Source organism: Streptomyces sp. NPDC001415 (assembly GCF_053597395.1).
Window position 1 is genome coordinate 63,772 of sequence record NZ_JBSFIE010000017.1, and the last position, 15,337, is coordinate 79,108.

Here is a 15,337-nt window from a genome sequence, read left to right on the forward strand (position 1 = left end):
CGCCATGGTGTGGGTCGCGCGCTTCAAGGAACTCCCGCTCGCGTTACGGGTGTTGTTCCTCGCCTCCTTCGTCAACCGCGCCGGCATGTTCGTCTTCCCGCTGCTCGCCGTCTACCTGGTGCGCGGCAAGGACCTCAGCCCCGGCGAGGCGGGCCTGCTCATCTCCATCGGCAGCACGGGCCTCCTGGTCGGCAGTCTTCTGAGCGGCCCGCTGTGCGACCTGAGGGGCCGGCGTACGGCGCTGCTGAGCGCGCTGCTCCTCAACGCGGTCGGCTACCTCGGCCTCGCGCTGCTCGACGGCGCGCCCTGGACGTACGCGGCGCTGCTCTTCGTCGCGCTGGTCGGGATGGGCATGTTCAGCCCGGCCTCCAACACCCTGGTCGCCGACCTGACGACCCCCGAGCAGCGCCCGTTCGCGTACACGATCAGCTACGTCGGCAACAACCTCGGCATGGGGGTGGGCCCGCTCCTGGGCGGGGTCGCCGCCGCGTACTCGTACCACGTCATGTTCGCGGGGAACATCCTCGCGGGCCTGCTGTGCGCGGCGATGATCACACTCTGGGTGCCGCGCGATCGTCGTAGCAAGGGGGCCAACTCCCTTAAAAAGAGCGGCAGTTCGGTCGACAAGGGCGGGCGTTTCGGGGCGCTGGGGCACCATCACGTCCTGCTGCTCGTCCTCGTCTCCTTCTTCTACGTCGTGCCGCTCATCGGGCTCGAATACGCGCTGCCGCTCGCGGTCACGACCGTCCTGCACGACTCGGCGGGCCTGGTCGGCGCCGTCTACACGATCAACAGTGTCGTCGTGGTGAGCCTCGGCCTGCTCATGGAGAAGCACATGCGCGGCTACGGCACCAAGACGCTGCTCATGGTCGCGGGGCTGCTGTGGACGCTCGGGCTCGCCGTGATCGTCTTCGGCTTCTCGCTGCCCGCGCTGCTGCTCTCCACCGTGGTGTGGACACTCGGCGAGATCATCGTGTCCGTCGTCGTGCCCACCTATGTCGCCGACCACGTGGACGAGCGCCGGGTCGGCAGCTTCATGGCGCTGAACGGCTTCGTCCTGGGCCTGGCCCGGCTCGTCGTGCCGGTCGGCCTGGGCGTCCTGTGGACGGCGCACGGCCACCGGCCCGTGTTCGTGACGCTGCTCCTCGCCCCGCTCGTCGGCATGGCCGGATTCGCGCTCCTTCGGATCAGGCCCTCCGCCGCCCTCAAGACCAGTGACCCGGAGCCGCAGGCGGCCCCGGCGAACACCTAGCCATCCCTCACACCAGCTCCGTACCGGTTCCACTTCACTCACAGGAAAGTGTTCATGTCCCAGACGAAGTTCCTGCTGTCCGAAGCCCAGATCCCCACCACCTGGTACAACGTGGTCGCCGACCTGCCGAAGCCGTTGGACCCGATGCTGCACCCCGGCACCCGCGAGCCCATCACCCCGGCCGACCTGGAGCCCTTGTTCCCCGCGGAGCTGATAGCCCAGGAGTTCTCCACCGACCGCGAGATCGACATTCCGGGCGCCGTCATCGACGTCTACAAGCAGTGGCGGCCGAGCCCCCTGGTGCGGGCCCGGCGCCTGGAGAAGGCCCTCGACACCCCGGCCCGCATCTACTTCAAGAACGAGGGCGTCAGCCCGGCGGGCAGCCACAAGCCCAACACCGCGATCCCGCAGGCGTACTACAACAAGCAGGCGGGCGTGGAGCGCCTCACCACGGAGACCGGCGCCGGCCAGTGGGGCAGCTCCCTCTCGCTCGCCTGCCAGTACTTCGGCCTCGTCTGCGAGGTCTACATGGTGAAGGTCAGCTACCAGCAGAAGCCCTACCGCCGGGGCCTGATGGAGACGTTCGGCGCCAGTGTCACCGCGAGCCCGAGCGAGCTCACCGAAGCCGGGCGCGCCGCACTCGCGGCCGACCCGAACTCCCCCGGCAGCCTGGGACTCGCCATCTCCGAGGCGGTCGAGGCGGCGGTCAAGAGCGGCGGCACCGCCAAGTACGCGCTCGGCTCCGTGCTCAACCACGTCCTGATGCACCAGACGATCATGGGCAAGGAGGCCCTGCTCCAGATGGAGCTGGCCGAGGACTACCCGGACGTCGTGATCGGCGCGGCCGGCGGCGGCTCCAACTTCGGCGGCCTCGCCCTGCCGTTCCTGGGCGAGCAGCTGCGCGGCGGCCGCTCGGTGCGGGCCATCGCGGTGGAGCCCTCGTCCTGCCCGACGCTGACCGAGGGCAAGTTCGAGTACGACTTCGGCGACACGGCCGGGATGACGCCGCTCACCAAGATGCACACGCTGGGCCACGACTTCGTGCCGCCGAGCATCCACGCGGGCGGGCTCCGCTACCACGGCATGTCGCCGATCATCAGCCAGCTCAAGGAGTTCGGCCTCCTGGAGGCGCGCGCCGTGCCGCAGACCGCGTGCTTCGAGGCCGGTGTCACCTTCGCCCGCAACGAGGGCATCGTGCCCGCGCCCGAGTCGACCCACGCCGTGCGCGTGGCCATCGACGAGGCGCTGGCCTGCAAGGAGACCGGCGAGTCGAAGAGCATCCTGTTCTCGCTCTCCGGGCACGGCCACTTCGACATGCAGGCGTACATCGACTACTTCGCCGGAAAGCTCAAGGACTGACGGTCGTCTTTGGCGCACTGAAGATCGGGGGAGGGGCGGGCCACGACGGCCCGCCCCCGTAGGACCAGCAGGCAATGGGGGAAGCACATGCAAGGAGCAGTACATTCCGAGAAACCCGTCATCCTCGGCATATCGGGGTCCGAGCGGGCCGGGGGCAACACCGATCTCGCGCTGGACTACGCGGGGGAGCTGGTGCGCGGCCGGGGAGCCGCGTTCCGCGCGCTGTACCTGCGCGATCACCGCATCTCGCCGTGCAGCCCGTGCGGCGACTGCAACAGCCGGACCCTTCCGTGCGCGCTGCCGGACGACATGCCGGCCATCGTCGAGGAGATGAAGCGCGCCGACGGGATCATCTACGCCGTGCCCGTGCACGGGTTCGGCCTCGCGCACCTGATGCAGATCTTCATCGAGCGGGCGGGCGTCGGCTTTCTGCGCTTCGACCGCCCGCTGGCCAACAAGGTCGGCGGCATCATCGTCACGGGCCGCCGCTACAGCGACGCCTCCGTGCACAACCAGCTCGTCGACAACCTGCTGCTCAACCGGATGATCCTGGTGGGCAGCGGCTTCCCGGCGCTCCTTCGCAACACCTCGCCGGAGCCGGGCCTGCACGACGCCGAGGGCCTCGACGCCCTGGAGCGGATGGCCCACCGCATGATCGACATGACGCTGCTGCTGCGCAAGCACCGCTCGGCCACGGGGGAGCCGGTGCTTCCCCTGGACGACCGCAACGAGCGCGTGGCCCGCAGCCGTTCCGTTTCCTGAGCCATCCGATCACCGTCTCTGACCTGATCGCCATCTCTGAGGAGAGTCCCGCCCATGAGCACCACCACCCCCGCCCTGGTCGGCATCGACTTCGACGCCATCCCGTGGGAGAAGTGGAGCAAGCCCGGCGCCGACGGCCGGGTGAAGATCGCGTACACCGGTGGACTCCGGGTGCGCCTGATGGAACTGCCCGCCGGATTCAACGAGTTGGAGTGGTGCGAGCGCGGCCACCAGGGCTATGTCCTGCAGGGCGAGTTCACGATCCACTTCGACGACCGCTCGGTTCCGTGCCGCCCCGGCATGGGCTTCATCATCCCCGGCGACGAGCGGCACCGCTCGCAGGGCTCCGATGCCGAGCAGACCGTCGTGTACGTGATCGACGAGGTCCCCGCGCCATGACCGGACCGGAACGCATCGACGAGCTGCGCGTCTCCATCGACGCGCTCGACCGGCAGATCATCACCCTTCTGGCCCAACGGACGTCTGTCGTCCGGGAGTTGACCGAGTTCAAGAACGACGAGGAGACGGTCCGTTCACCCGGCCGGGTCGCCCACGTCATCGAGAAGGTGCGGCGGCTCGCGGTCGAGGAGGGCATGCCGCCGGGCATCGCGGAGAGCGTCTACCGCACGCTGATCACCGAGCTGACGGACCTTCAGATGGAGCTCCTCGCGGAACGCCGGGCGGCTGCGGCCCGGCGCGAGAAGACACCGGCCGGCGAGGGCGCGGCATGACAGGCCGCCGGCTCGCCGACCTCCGCACCGCGCTCGCCGGGCTCGATCCCATGCCCGGCGAGCTGGTGCGGGACCGGGAGGAGGTCCCGGCCCGGTTCGGGGTCTCCGCCCGGTATGCGAAGTGGGCGGGGACCCCCGCCCCGCCGCCGACCGGCCCCGGTCCCGCCGTCCTCTTCGAGCGGGTCAGGCCCAGCGGCGGGGCCGCCTCGCGGGCCGTCCTCATCGGCCTGTACGGCACCCGGCGCCGGGCGGCGGCCCTGCTCGGGACGACCCCGGCCGAACTGCCGCACCGGATCCTGGACGCGGTGACCGCGCCCGTCCCGCCGGTGCGCGGCCGGGGCGGCCGCGAGCCGGCCCGCACCCTGCTCGCGCCGGACCTGACGGCGCTGCCCGTGCCGGTGCTGACCGACCGGGACGCGGGTCCGTACCTGACGCTGGGCGCGGTCCTGGCGACCGACCCCGACACCGGCGTACGCAACCTCTCCGTGCACCGGATGTGCGTCCAGGGCTCCGACCGGCTCTCCATCTGGATGGTGCCGGGCCGCGACCTGGAGGCGGCCCACCTCGCGGCGTGCCGCCGGGGCGAGAGCCTGCCGGTGGCCATCCATGTGGGCCTCGGACCTGCGGTGCTTCTCTCGTCCTGCTGTCCAACGTCCCTCGTTCCTGCGGGAGTTGACGAGTTGGCGGTGGCGGGTGCGCTCGGCGGGGCTCCGGTCGAGCTGACGGACTGCCGGACCGTGGCGGCGGAGTGCATCGCGCACGCGGAGTACGTGATCGAGGGCGAGCTGGAGGGTGAGCTCGCTCCCGAGAATCCCCAGGGGCCTCATGCCACACCGGAGTTCCTCGGATATCAGGGGCGGGCGCACCCCGGCCTGCCGACCGTCCGGGTCACCGGGATCACGGCCCGCGACGGAGCCATCTTCCAGACCGTCTCGGGGCCCGGGCACGAGCAGTCGGTACTGCTCGGCTTCGGGATGGAGGCGGCGGTCCTGGCCCGGCTGCGGGAACTGGACGCGCCGGTGAAGGCCGTGCACTGCCACACGGCGGGCGGCGGCCAGCTCATGGTCGTACTCCAGTGGCGGGCCAAGCGGTCACCGGCGGACGACGAGACGGTGCGCAAGGCGGCCGAGTCGGTCCTTGAGGAGTTCCGGATGGCCAAGCTGGCCGTCTCGGTGGACGAGGACGTCGACGTGGAGTCGGACGCGGATCTGTGGTGGGCGATGACCACCCGGCTCCAGGCCGACCGCGACGTGGCGGTCCTGCCCGACCGCCTCGGCTTCCCCCTCGACCCGACGCAGTCCCCCGCGTACTCGCCCACGGTCACGGCCGACGGCCGCACCGCGAAGGCACACTTCGACTGCACGGTGCCGCACGCGCTGCGGGACCGCTTCCACCGGCCACGGTTCACGGAGCCGTAGCCGTCAACGTGCCTAGTGTCACGGGGAATTGTGGTCCCGCCTCGTCACTTCCCGTACCGCGTCCGCCAGCAGATCGACGCCGCGCGTGATGCGCGGGGCGGGCAGGGCCGCGTACCCCATGAGGAACGTCGGCTCGGCCGGCGGGTCCTGGACGAAGTAGCCCGACGCGGGGTAGATCCGCACCCCGCGCCCGGCCGCCACCTCGGCGATCCGCTCCTCCGGGATGCCGCGCGCGCCGGTCAGGGTGACCAGGACGTGCAGGCCCGCCGCCTCGCCGGAGATGCGGACCTCGGCCCCGAAATGCTCGTACAGCGCCTCAAGGAGGCGGCTTCGGCGCTGGCGGTACAGGCGGGTCATGCGGCTGATGTGGCGGGCGTAGGCGCCGGTGGAGATGAAGTCGGCCAAGGCGTCCTGGGCGACCGTGGGGGTGAGCCGGTCGGTGATCCACTTGATGCCGAGGAAGGGCTGCACGAGGTGCGGCGGCAGGACCGCGTAGCCGATGCGCAGCGCCGGGAAGAGCGTCTTGCTGAAGCTGCCGACGTAGACGACCGTGTCGCGGTGCCGCTCGGCGGCGAGTGCGGGAAGGCGCTCGCCGGTGAACGTGAACTCGTTGTGGTAGTCGTCCTCCAGGACGATCGCCCCGTGCTCGTACGCCCATTGGAGGAGCCCGCGCCGCCGCCCCTCGGACAGGATGACCCCGGTGGGGAACTGATGCGAGGGCGTCACGTACACGAGCTTCACGCGCGCCGGGTCGTGTCCGTGGGCGCGTACGCACGCGTCGATGTCGCCGAACCGCAGCCCCTGTTCGTCCACCGGCACCGGCACGACGCTCGCCTGCGAGCAGCCGAAGACCTGGCGCAGGACGGTGTGGCTCGGGTCCTCGATCACGACCACGTCACCCGGCCCGACCAGCATGCGGACCAGGATGTCGAGGGCCTGGGTCGCGCCGCTGGTCACCATGATGTGGTCGGGCGAGGCGTCCAGGGCCCGGCTCTGGCGCACCAGCGTGGCGATCTCGGTGCGCAGCGTGGGCGAGCCCTCGGCGGGCCCGTACCCGAGCGAGGCGACATCGGCGCGCCCGTACGCGTCGTGCAGCGACTGCCGCCAGCGGGCGACGGGGAACTCGGCGAGCGCTGGGGTGCCGTGCCGGAAGTCGAGTGCGGTGCTCGGCCGGTGCGCGGGCGGCGGCTCCCAGGGCTGCCACAGGGCGCTGCTGCCGTCGGTGGCCCGGGGCGGCTGAGGTGCGAACGCGGCTTTGCGGGCGGGGAGTTGGGAGGTGGCGCCCGCCCGGGCGGCGACCTTCGTGCCCGAGCCGCGCTTGGCCGTGATGACGTTGTTGGCCCGCAGCAGTTCGTAGGCCCGGGTGACGACCGTCCGCGACACGTCGAGCTGCTGGGCCAGCTCGCGCGACGCGGGCACGCTGTCCCCCGGCCGCAGCTGCCCCGCCCGGACCAGCGCCGTGATCTGGTCGCAGACCTGCTGCTGCAACGGCGTACTCCCGTCCCGGTCGAGGACGATGAGCAACTCCGACGACCCCACGCCTTCCCCCTTCGGCAGGTATCCCCCGCCGAGTCTGCCACGGCGTGGGGCCGGGGCACGGTCACGCCTCCGCGACGGCTTCCAGCGGGCTGAGGGCGGCGGCCCGCCGGGCCGGGACGGCCGCCGCGACCGCGCCGATCGCGAGCGAGATCAGACAGATGAGAAGCAGCGTTCCCCAGGGCAGCGAGAGGGAGTACCGCGTCATCGCACCATTCGCGAGCGAGCCGACCGCCCACGCGCCGAACAGGCCGCCCACCAGGCCGAGCAGCGTGCCGAACGCGGCGACGGTCACCGCTTCGAGCCGGATCATGCGCCGGATTACGGCCCGGTCCATGCCGATGGCGCGCAGTACGCCGATCTCGCGGGTGCGCTCGGAGACCGACATCGCGAGGGTGTTCACGATGCCGAGCAGCGAGATCACGACGCCGATGGCGAGCAGCCCGTACATCAGGGTCAGGAGCTCGCCCATGGACCCGGCGGCCTCGTGGACGAGTTCCGCACGGTCCTTGACCTGCACCAGCGGGCTGTTGCCGGTGGCGGTGCGCAGCCGGTCCTCGGTGGCCCGGGAGACCGCGCCGCCGTCGGTGCGGACGAGGATCCGCTGGACGGTGCCGGGCTTGAAGCTGTGCCGCTGCACCTCGCTCAGGGCGCCCAGCGCGTCGTCGGCGACGGGGTTGTCCTGGTAGACGCCGACGACGGTGTACTGCTTGAAGTCGTTGCCCGGGCCGATGTGGGCGTTGACCTTGCCGCCGGTGCTCACACCCTGCTCCCGCGCGACGGAGCTGGAGAGGGCGATCCGGCCGGGCCCGAGGTCCTTCAACGAGCCGCTGACGAAGTCGAGTCGCATGACCTCGCCGGTGCTGACGGGGTCGACGCCGGAGACGTGACGCACCTGTCCGCCGGTGAACAGGGTGGAGTCGGCGACGGGGGCGGCGGTCTTCACGCCCGGGATGCCGGCCACGCGTTTCAGGGCGGCCGGGTCGATCGCGGTCATGGTGGTGCGGCTGCTGACCACGTAGTCGGCGCTGAGGCCGGCCGCGGCCTGCCGGTCGAGCGCCTGAGAGGTGGAGTCGCCGATGACGGCGAGCCCGGCCACCAGCGCCGTACTGATCATGAGGACGGACGCGGTGGCCGCCGTACGCCGCGGATCGCGCAGCGCGTTCTCGCGGGCGAGCCGCCCGGCGACCCCGAAGCGGCCGGTCAGCCGCCCACCGAGCCGGATCACGGGACCGGCGAGGAGTGGCGCGAGCGCGATCATGGCGGCGACGAGAAGAGCACAACCGAACATGGCGTTCTGCAGGTTGGCGTCCGAGGCGTCCTTGGCGCCGGTGAGCGAGAAGAGCAGCCCGGCCCCGCCGACGAGCAGGATCAGTCCCACTGCCGTGCGCACCCGGGACGCGGTGGGGGTGGGTGGCTGCTCGGCCGAGCGCAGCGCCTCGACGGGCGCGATCTTCGCCGCCCTGCGGGACGGCAGCCACGCGGCGAGCACGGTGATCCCCACGCCGACGCCGAGCGCCGCCATGACCGGGCGCGCTCCGATCACCAACGGGCCACGGGGGAGCGGGTCTTGGGCGGTGCCGAGGAGGTCGGGCAGTACGGAAGCGATGCCGAGCCCGGCCACGAACCCGGCCGCCGACGCGGCGAGCCCCACCAGGGCGGCCTCCCACAGCACGGAGCGCACCACCTGGCGGCGCGTGGCGCCGATCGCCCGCAGCAGCGCGATCTCGCGGGTGCGCCGCGAGACGAGCATCGTGAAGGTGTTGACGATGAGGAACGACCCGATGAACAACGCGACCCCGGCGAAGATCTTCGGCATCTTCTGGTAGCCCCGGGTCATCATGTCGACGTTGGTCGCCTGCTGAGCGGCCTGCGCGACCCCGCTGGTGGCCAGCGCCCGGTCGGCCGGAATCAGGGCGCCGACCTGCTCGGAGAGCTTGAATTGATCGGTGCCGGGCGTGGCGTACAGGTCGATCGAGTTGTAATGGCCCGGGGTCGCGAACAACCGCTGCGCGGTGGCCTTGTCGAAGAGGGCGAGGGTGCCGCCCGCGGTCACCCGGGTGTCCTGGGTGGTGACGATCCCGACGAGCCGCTTGGTCATGACGGGCCCGTCGGTGGCGAGCGTGACCGTGTCACCGACGCGGAGGTGCCCGGCGTCGGCGGTGCCACGGTCGACGGCGAGTTCGCCGCTGTCGGCCGGGGCGCGCCCCTCGGTCAGCGGATAGCGACTGTCCTTGCCGTCCGCGTTCGGTACGTAGGCGGCGGCGAGGTTGGCCCACGCCTTGCCGGCCCGCAGCGGGCTTCCGTCGGCGGCATTGAGGGTGGCCGAGCCGTCGGCGGAGGGCCGCACGGCGGCGACACCGGGCACGTCGGCCAACTTCCGTACGAGGGCGTCGTCGAGCACGTCGGCGGCCTGATCCGTGGCGGTCCCGGGCGGGGGGTCCTTCGGGGTCACGGTGACGGCGATGCCGGCGAAGTTCCGCGACGCGGCGGCACGGTAGGCGGCGGCGGAGGACTCGGCGAACACGAGGGTGCCGCAGACGAAGGCGACACCCAGGCAGACCGCGAGGACGGTCATGACCAGACGGGCCTTGTACGCCAGGACGTTGCGCAGGGCTGTTCTCAGCATGGGTGGGCTTTCGGCTTTCGGAGAACTCAAGTGGCGGGAAAGTAAGCAGAATTGATGTCGCGTCAAGTGACGGATTGATGCTGTGTCAGCTGGTGCGCGACCGGGCGTCGAATTCCTTCATCCGGTCCAGGACGCGGTCCGGGGTGGGCCGGATCATCTCGTCGACGAGGCACCCGTCGGAGAGGAAGACGACGCGGTCGGCGAAGCCGGCGGCGACGGGGTCGTGGGTGACCATGACGACGGTCTGGCCCAGTTCGCGTACGGAGTCGCGCAGGAAGCCGAGGACTTCGGCCCCGGCGCGGGAGTCGAGATTGCCGGTGGGCTCGTCGCCGAAGACGATCGCGGGCCGGGACGCCAACGCGCGGGCGACGGCGACGCGCTGCTGCTGTCCGCCGGAGAGCTGGGCGGGGCGGTGGCCGAGCCGGTCGGCGAGCCCGACCATGGAGATGACCTGGTCGAGCCACTGCCTATCGGGCCTGCGCCCCGCGATGTCCATGGGCAGGGTGATGTTCTCCAGGGCGGTCAGCGTGGGGAGCAGGTTGAAGGCTTGGAAGATGAACCCGATCCGGTCCCGGCGGAGCTGGGTGAGCTGCCGGTCGTTGAGCGTGCCGAGCTCGGTGGTGCCGATGCGAACGGACCCGGAACTGGCCGAGTCGAGCCCGGCGGCACAGTGCATCAAGGTGGACTTGCCACACCCGGAAGGCCCCATGATCGCCGTGAACTCGCCCTCCCGGAACCCGATACTGACCCGGTTCAGGGCGACGACCCGGGTGTCACCACTGCCGTAGACCTTCGACAGGTCGGTGGTGGCGGCCGCGACGCCGGGCGTGGGACGGGGCGCGTACGGGGCAAGGGGTTCGGCGGTCACGGGGACTCCTCTTCGGGGACGGGAGGTGCGCGGGCGCGCAGGCGCAGAGGTGCGGAAGGGCGCACTTGGAAGGGTGTCCGGGGTATGTATCGGGGCCTGGGCAGGCGTGTATCGGCGTACGCGCTGGTGTGCAGCGGTTCGGTACGAGGGGGCGGCCGGTTCGGTACGGGGACGGCCGGGCCGGGTGGGTTGGGCGGGTCGGGCTCGTCAGGCGGGAAGGCCGGGCGAGCCGGGTCAGCCGGGTCGGGAAGGTCAGGCGGGCAGGCGCAGGGTGGCTACGGCGCCGCCGTCCGGGGCGTTGTCGAGGCGCAGCTCGGCGCCGAGCACCCGGGCCTGGCCCAGCGCGATGGTCAGCCCCAGCCCGTGCCCGGCCCCGCGCTCCTTGGCGCCCGTATGGAAGCGACGAGGCCCGTCGCGCAACAGGCCGACAGGGAACCCGGGTCCGTGGTCGCGGACGACGACGGTACGGTCCGCGACGCTCACCTCGACGGGCCCGGCACCATGCCGATGGGCGTTGACGACGAGGTTGCTGACGATGCGTTCAAGGCGACGGGGATCGGTCTCGACCGTGTGTGTGCCCTCGGCTACGCCGATCCGGGCATCGAGTCCGGTGCGGGTGACGGCCTCGCGAACGACGCCGTCGAGCGGGACGTGGGCGTGGACGGGCTGCTCGGCACCGGCATCGAGCCGGGAGATCTCCAGGAGGTCCTCGACGAGCCCCCGCAGATCACGGACCCGCCCCCGAACCAGATCCTCGTCCTCTCCCTCCGGCAGCAGATCGACGGCGGCGAGCAACCCGCCCACCGGGGTGCGGAGTTCGTGAGCGACATCGGCGGTGAACTGGCGCTCGGTGCGGAGCCGGCGGCCGAGACTGTCCGCCATGAGGTCGACGGTGGCGGCGATCTCGGCCACCTCGTCGTTGCCCTTGGTGGGCCCGGTGCGGGCGTCGAGGTCCCCGGCGGAGATCCGCCCCGCGGTCTCGGAGACCCGCCGCAGCCGCCGCCCGATGAGCCCGGCCCCGTACACCGCGAGGGGCACGGCGGCGGCGACGGAGGCGAGCGAGGCGACGGCCATGGTGGCATCGAGCCGACGCAGCCCGTAGAACTCGGGGTTCATGTTGACCTCGACGGCCAGCACGGGACTGCCCGGCCCGGCGACCCGCTGGGCACCCCAGGCGGTGGGCCCGGAGTTCCCGTCGACGCGCCCGTCGTAGGCGGTGTGCCGGGCGCCGTCGGAGGGGTGGCGGAGCGAGGCGGGCAGCTCGGCGGGGTCGAGCTCGGCGCCGTCGGAGAGGGTTCCGGTGCGCCGGTAGGTGTCCATGGCGGAGTAGACGGAGTTGAAGGCGTGCATCCTGGCCCGGTCGCGGATGTCGTGTGCGGTCCAGAAGTGAACGAGCACGCCGACGGCGACGGCGACTAGACAGGCGGTGGCCGCGGCGAGCGCGGCGATCTTCCAGCGGAGGGAGGCGAGCCCGGACCTTCGGGGCCCGGGTGCGGGGGGCTGCGACCGCCGGGTGGGAGACGCGGAGGCGGGCCGCGGCCGCCGGAAGGGATGGAGACGCACCCGCGTCAACGCCTGAACTTGTAGCCGAACCCGCGGACCGTCTCGATCCGGTCCCGCCCGAGCTTCTTGCGCAGCCGCTGCACACAAAGATCCACGACCCGGCTGTCCCCGTCCCACCCGTACTCCCAGACGTCGCGGAGCAGGGTGTGCCGCTCAAGGACGACGCCGGGGTGAGCGGCGAACTCCAGCAACAGCTTCAACTCGGTGGGGGTGAGCGCGACGGGTGTGCCGGCGACGAAGACCTCCAGCCCGCTGGTGTCGATGGAGAGCTCCCCGAACGTGAGCAACTCCCCCTGATCGGAGGGGAGTTCAGGGCCTGCTGGGGCAGGTGGCGTATAGGTGGCCCGCCGGAGAAGCGACCGAATCCGAGCGACGAGCACGTACGTGTCGACGGGCTTGACGACATAGTCGTCGGCACCGGCCTCAAGCCCGGCGACGACGTCGAGCCCGTCCCCCCGGGCGGACATCATGAGCACCGGCACGAGACTGCTCTCCCGCACCCTGCGGCACAGCCCGATCCCGTCGAGCCCCGGCAGCATCACGTCGAGGATCAGCAGATCGAACCCGCGCTCCCGAAAGGCCTCAAGCCCAGCCAGCCCATCGGCGGCGACGGCGACCTCATACCCGTACCGCTCAAGCGCCACGGCAAAGGACCGCCGCATGAGGTCGTCGTCCTCCACCAGCAGCACGCGAACGGGGCGCTGGGCGGCCGGAGCGGGGGTGGACGAGGACACGGGGACTCCTGGGGGAGCGGCTGGGCGGAATCGTAGGGATCGAGGGGGTGAGGAATCGTGGGATCGAAGGGAACGATACGACAGAGATGGGGCCGGGTGACGGCGTCACCCCGGGGACACGCAGGCCCCGTAATGAGCCACCGCCGCCGGAGAACACGCAGGTCAGATGGGTGCGCGCCGGAAACAACCATCGGCAGGACACCAGCCCCTCCGCCCTTCGCGGGAGCCCGGCGCCCCGATCCGACGGGCAATGAAGCGGTGGGTGATACGCGGCGGATACAAAGCCGGCGCACGGCGGTCTCCAGCCCGTGGCGCTCAAACTGACTCCCGATGCATAAATGTGCTATCGAACATATAGATGCGTATATGTGCGTATTGTCGTACCCCGGGGGTGCGTTGCTACGTTCGTCGTAGCAGCGAACCTCCTTGTGTCAGGCGGGAGTTGAGCCTGATGCGGGGCTGGTTTTCCTTCCCTTCGCAGAGGAGACGTCATGAAGAAGACGTACGAGGCCCCCACTCTGGTCCGCCGCGGCGGCTTCCGGACGAAGACCGGTCTGCTCAGGACGCACGGCAACGACCGCCTCATCCTCAGCAAGAACTGAGGCCGGGCGACTGATTCCAGGCCATGCCCTCATCGCATGACTATGCGGGCACGGGCTGCGGCGGCGCGTACTTCGCGGTCCTTCCGGACTGCGGGGGCGCGTCAGCCGCGGCCCGCCGCCTCCCTCGCCACCCTGATGTCCGGACACTCGACCACCCCTCCGGCAGGCCATGGATCACCGGCAGCTGGACCGATGACGAATGCGTCACCGCCACCACCCGACGGGCCGCGCTCGCCGTGGTGGGCTGCTGCCCCGTCGACCCCGACGTCCTCCAGCGCCACGCCGAGCGCCTTGACGACCTCGCCGGACTCGACACACTGGCCCGCACCCTGCCCGGCAGCTTCCACCTGGTGGCCTCGCTTGACGGCCGGGTGAGGATCCAGGGCACCGCTTCCGGCCTGCGGCTGGTCTTCCACGCGAACGTCGCGGGGGTCACCGTGGCCGCCACCGCCGCCGACCTGCTGGCCTCGCTCATCGGTACCGATCCCGACCCCCGTGAACTGGCCGTCCGCCTGCTGTGGCCCGTTCCCCATCCCCTGAGCGAGGCTTCCGTCTGGCAGGGCGTCACCACCGTGCCCCCGGGCGAGGCGCTCCACCTCGCGTCCGACGGGCGCACCATGCGCACCTCCCGCTGGTGGACACCGCCCGAGCCGGTGCAACCCCTCGCCGTCGGCGCCCCCTTGGTGCGACAGGCGCTCGCCGAAGCCGTGGACGCCCGCACCCGGCAGGGCGGCGTGGTCAGCTGCGACCTCTCCGGCGGCCTGGACTCCACCTCGGTGTGCTTCCTGGCCGACCGCTCCCCGGCCCGCGTGCTCGCCAGCACCTGGCCCGGTCGCGACCCGGCCGACGACGACCTGGAATGGGCCAAGAGGGCCGCGGACCACCTGCCCGATGTCGAGCACGTCGTATGGGACGCCGACGACTCCCCGCTCGTCTACACCGACCTGCTGGACATCGACGACCCCATGGACGAGCCGACCATCGGCGTCATGGACCGGGCCCGCGTCCTTCACCACCTGCCCGGCCTGGGGGAACGCGGCAGCCGACTGCATCTGACCGGCATCGGCGGCGACCACATCGCCTGGTGCTCCGAGGCCTACTACCACCGGCTGCTGCGCCGCCGCCCCCTGTTCGCGCTGCGCCAACTGCGCGGTTTCAAGGTCCTCTTCGACTGGCCCCTGACGGGCATGGCCCGAACCCTGGCCGACTCCCGGCCGTACGGCAGGTGGCTCGCCGACGCGGCCGGGCACCTGCGCGCCCCCTTCCCCCCAACCGTCACCGGGGCCCTGGGCTGGTCGGCTCCGCCCCGCCTGTTCGACTGGGTCACCCCCGAGGCCGAAGGGCTCGTCCGCGAGGCCATGACCGAGCGGGCGGCGACCGCGCGGCCACTGCACCCCGACCGCGGCCTGCACGCCGATCTGGAGGCCATCCGCGACTGCACCCGCGTCGTCCGGCTGTGGGACGGCATGGCCGCCCGCGCGGGTGTGCCCATGGCCTCGCCGTTCTTCGACGACCGGGTCATCGAGGCGTCCCTCGCCGTCCGGCCCCGCGAACGGGTCACCCCATGGGCCTACAAACCGCTGCTCACCACGGCCATGCGCGGCATCGTCCCCGACGAGTGCCTGCGCCGCGCCAGCAAGGCCCACGCCTCGATGGACGCCTCCAACGGGCTGCGGGAGCACCGCGGCGACCTGCTCGCCCTCTGGGACGACTCCCACCTGGCCCGCATGGGCCTGGTCGACCGAGAGGCCCTGCGCGCCCTGGCCCGCCGCCCGGCAACTCCCGGGCTGCAGGACGCGATCCTCTACTCCACCATCGCCTGCGAGGTCTGGCTACGGAGCCTGACGCGGAGAGGGGGGTGCGGCACATGACCGTACGGAGCC

The 15,337-nt window shown here is 71.6% G+C and carries 13 protein-coding genes; 8 read left to right on the forward strand and 5 right to left on the reverse strand.

The window, feature by feature from the left end:
• Nucleotides 1-4: 4 nt before the first annotated feature.
• The 6 genes from ACWC2B_RS22810 to ACWC2B_RS22835 all read left to right on the forward strand — a co-directional run bounded on the left by ACWC2B_RS22810 (nucleotide 5) and on the right by ACWC2B_RS22835 (nucleotide 5,522).
• Nucleotides 5-1,252: an MFS transporter gene (locus ACWC2B_RS22810; RefSeq protein ID WP_450719368.1), complete on the forward strand. Its 1,248-nt coding sequence runs from the start codon at nucleotides 5-7 to the stop codon at nucleotides 1,250-1,252.
• Between the two features lie 54 nt (nucleotides 1,253-1,306).
• A complete protein-coding gene (locus ACWC2B_RS22815) occupies nucleotides 1,307-2,611 on the forward strand; it encodes a TrpB-like pyridoxal phosphate-dependent enzyme (protein ID WP_450719370.1) in 1,305 nt (434 codons plus the stop codon).
• An 87-nt stretch (nucleotides 2,612-2,698) separates the two neighbouring features.
• Nucleotides 2,699-3,373, forward strand: a complete 675-nt coding sequence (locus ACWC2B_RS22820) for a flavodoxin family protein (protein WP_450719372.1) — start codon at nucleotides 2,699-2,701, stop codon at nucleotides 3,371-3,373.
• A 54-nt stretch (nucleotides 3,374-3,427) separates the two neighbouring features.
• Complete coding sequence (locus tag ACWC2B_RS22825) at nucleotides 3,428-3,772, forward strand: AraC family ligand binding domain-containing protein (RefSeq protein WP_450719374.1); 345 nt, start codon at nucleotides 3,428-3,430, stop codon at nucleotides 3,770-3,772.
• Nucleotides 3,769-4,104, forward strand: a complete 336-nt coding sequence (locus ACWC2B_RS22830) for a chorismate mutase (protein WP_450719376.1) — start codon at nucleotides 3,769-3,771, stop codon at nucleotides 4,102-4,104. Before ACWC2B_RS22825 ends, ACWC2B_RS22830 begins: the two co-directional genes overlap by 4 nt.
• Nucleotides 4,101-5,522 (forward strand): UbiD family decarboxylase, encoded by a 1,422-nt coding sequence (locus tag ACWC2B_RS22835; protein WP_450719378.1) that lies wholly within the window; start codon nucleotides 4,101-4,103, stop codon nucleotides 5,520-5,522. The genes ACWC2B_RS22830 and ACWC2B_RS22835 overlap by 4 nt, the downstream gene beginning before the upstream one ends.
• An 18-nt stretch (nucleotides 5,523-5,540) precedes the next feature.
• On the opposite strand, the gene pdxR is transcribed toward ACWC2B_RS22835, so the two are convergent.
• The 5 genes from pdxR to cseB form a co-directional block, all read right to left on the reverse strand.
• Nucleotides 5,541-7,061: a MocR-like pyridoxine biosynthesis transcription factor PdxR gene (gene pdxR / locus ACWC2B_RS22840; RefSeq protein WP_450719380.1), complete on the reverse strand. Its 1,521-nt coding sequence runs from the start codon at nucleotides 7,059-7,061 to the stop codon at nucleotides 5,541-5,543.
• A 61-nt stretch (nucleotides 7,062-7,122) separates the two neighbouring features.
• Nucleotides 7,123-9,687, reverse strand: a complete 2,565-nt coding sequence (locus ACWC2B_RS22845; RefSeq protein WP_450719382.1) for an ABC transporter permease — start codon at nucleotides 9,685-9,687, stop codon at nucleotides 7,123-7,125.
• Between the two features lie 85 nt (nucleotides 9,688-9,772).
• A complete protein-coding gene (locus ACWC2B_RS22850) occupies nucleotides 9,773-10,555 on the reverse strand; it encodes an ABC transporter ATP-binding protein (RefSeq protein ID WP_450719384.1) in 783 nt (260 codons plus the stop codon).
• 252 nt (nucleotides 10,556-10,807) lie between these two features.
• Entirely contained in the window at nucleotides 10,808-12,118 is a 1,311-nt protein-coding gene (locus tag ACWC2B_RS22855) for a sensor histidine kinase (RefSeq protein WP_450719386.1), read from the reverse strand.
• Nucleotides 12,119-12,123: 5 nt separating this feature from the next.
• The gene (gene cseB, locus ACWC2B_RS22860; protein WP_450719388.1) at nucleotides 12,124-12,852 is read right to left on the reverse strand and encodes a two-component system response regulator CseB; all 729 of its coding nucleotides are present in this window, start codon (nucleotides 12,850-12,852) and stop codon (nucleotides 12,124-12,126) included.
• 491 nt (nucleotides 12,853-13,343) lie between these two features.
• On the opposite strand from cseB, the gene ACWC2B_RS22865 reads away from it, so the two are divergent.
• Together ACWC2B_RS22865 and ACWC2B_RS22870 are read left to right on the forward strand one after the other, a co-directional pair.
• The gene (locus ACWC2B_RS22865) at nucleotides 13,344-13,454 is read left to right on the forward strand and encodes a keywimysin-related RiPP (protein ID WP_450719390.1); all 111 of its coding nucleotides are present in this window, start codon (nucleotides 13,344-13,346) and stop codon (nucleotides 13,452-13,454) included.
• A gap of 23 nt (nucleotides 13,455-13,477) precedes the next feature.
• Nucleotides 13,478-15,325 carry a lasso peptide isopeptide bond-forming cyclase gene (locus ACWC2B_RS22870; protein ID WP_450719392.1) on the forward strand — a complete coding sequence of 616 codons (1,848 nt, stop codon included), beginning with the start codon at nucleotides 13,478-13,480 and terminating at the stop codon, nucleotides 15,323-15,325.
• Nucleotides 15,326-15,337 lie beyond the last annotated feature (12 nt).

Coding starts and splice junctions, on each gene's coding strand:
- ACWC2B_RS22825 (WP_450719374.1), top strand. CDS start 3,428: ATGAGCACCACCACCCCCGCCCTGGTCGGCATCGACTTCGACGCCATC.
- ACWC2B_RS22810 (WP_450719368.1), top strand. CDS start 5: ATGGTGTGGGTCGCGCGCTTCAAGGAACTCCCGCTCGCGTTACGGGTG.
- ACWC2B_RS22845 (WP_450719382.1), bottom strand. CDS start 9,687: ATGCTGAGAACAGCCCTGCGCAACGTCCTGGCGTACAAGGCCCGTCTG.
- ACWC2B_RS22835 (WP_450719378.1), top strand. CDS start 4,101: ATGACAGGCCGCCGGCTCGCCGACCTCCGCACCGCGCTCGCCGGGCTC.
- ACWC2B_RS22820 (WP_450719372.1), top strand. CDS start 2,699: ATGCAAGGAGCAGTACATTCCGAGAAACCCGTCATCCTCGGCATATCG.
- ACWC2B_RS22865 (WP_450719390.1), top strand. CDS start 13,344: ATGAAGAAGACGTACGAGGCCCCCACTCTGGTCCGCCGCGGCGGCTTC.
- ACWC2B_RS22870 (WP_450719392.1), top strand. CDS start 13,478: ATGCCCTCATCGCATGACTATGCGGGCACGGGCTGCGGCGGCGCGTAC.
- ACWC2B_RS22815 (WP_450719370.1), top strand. CDS start 1,307: ATGTCCCAGACGAAGTTCCTGCTGTCCGAAGCCCAGATCCCCACCACC.
- ACWC2B_RS22830 (WP_450719376.1), top strand. CDS start 3,769: ATGACCGGACCGGAACGCATCGACGAGCTGCGCGTCTCCATCGACGCG.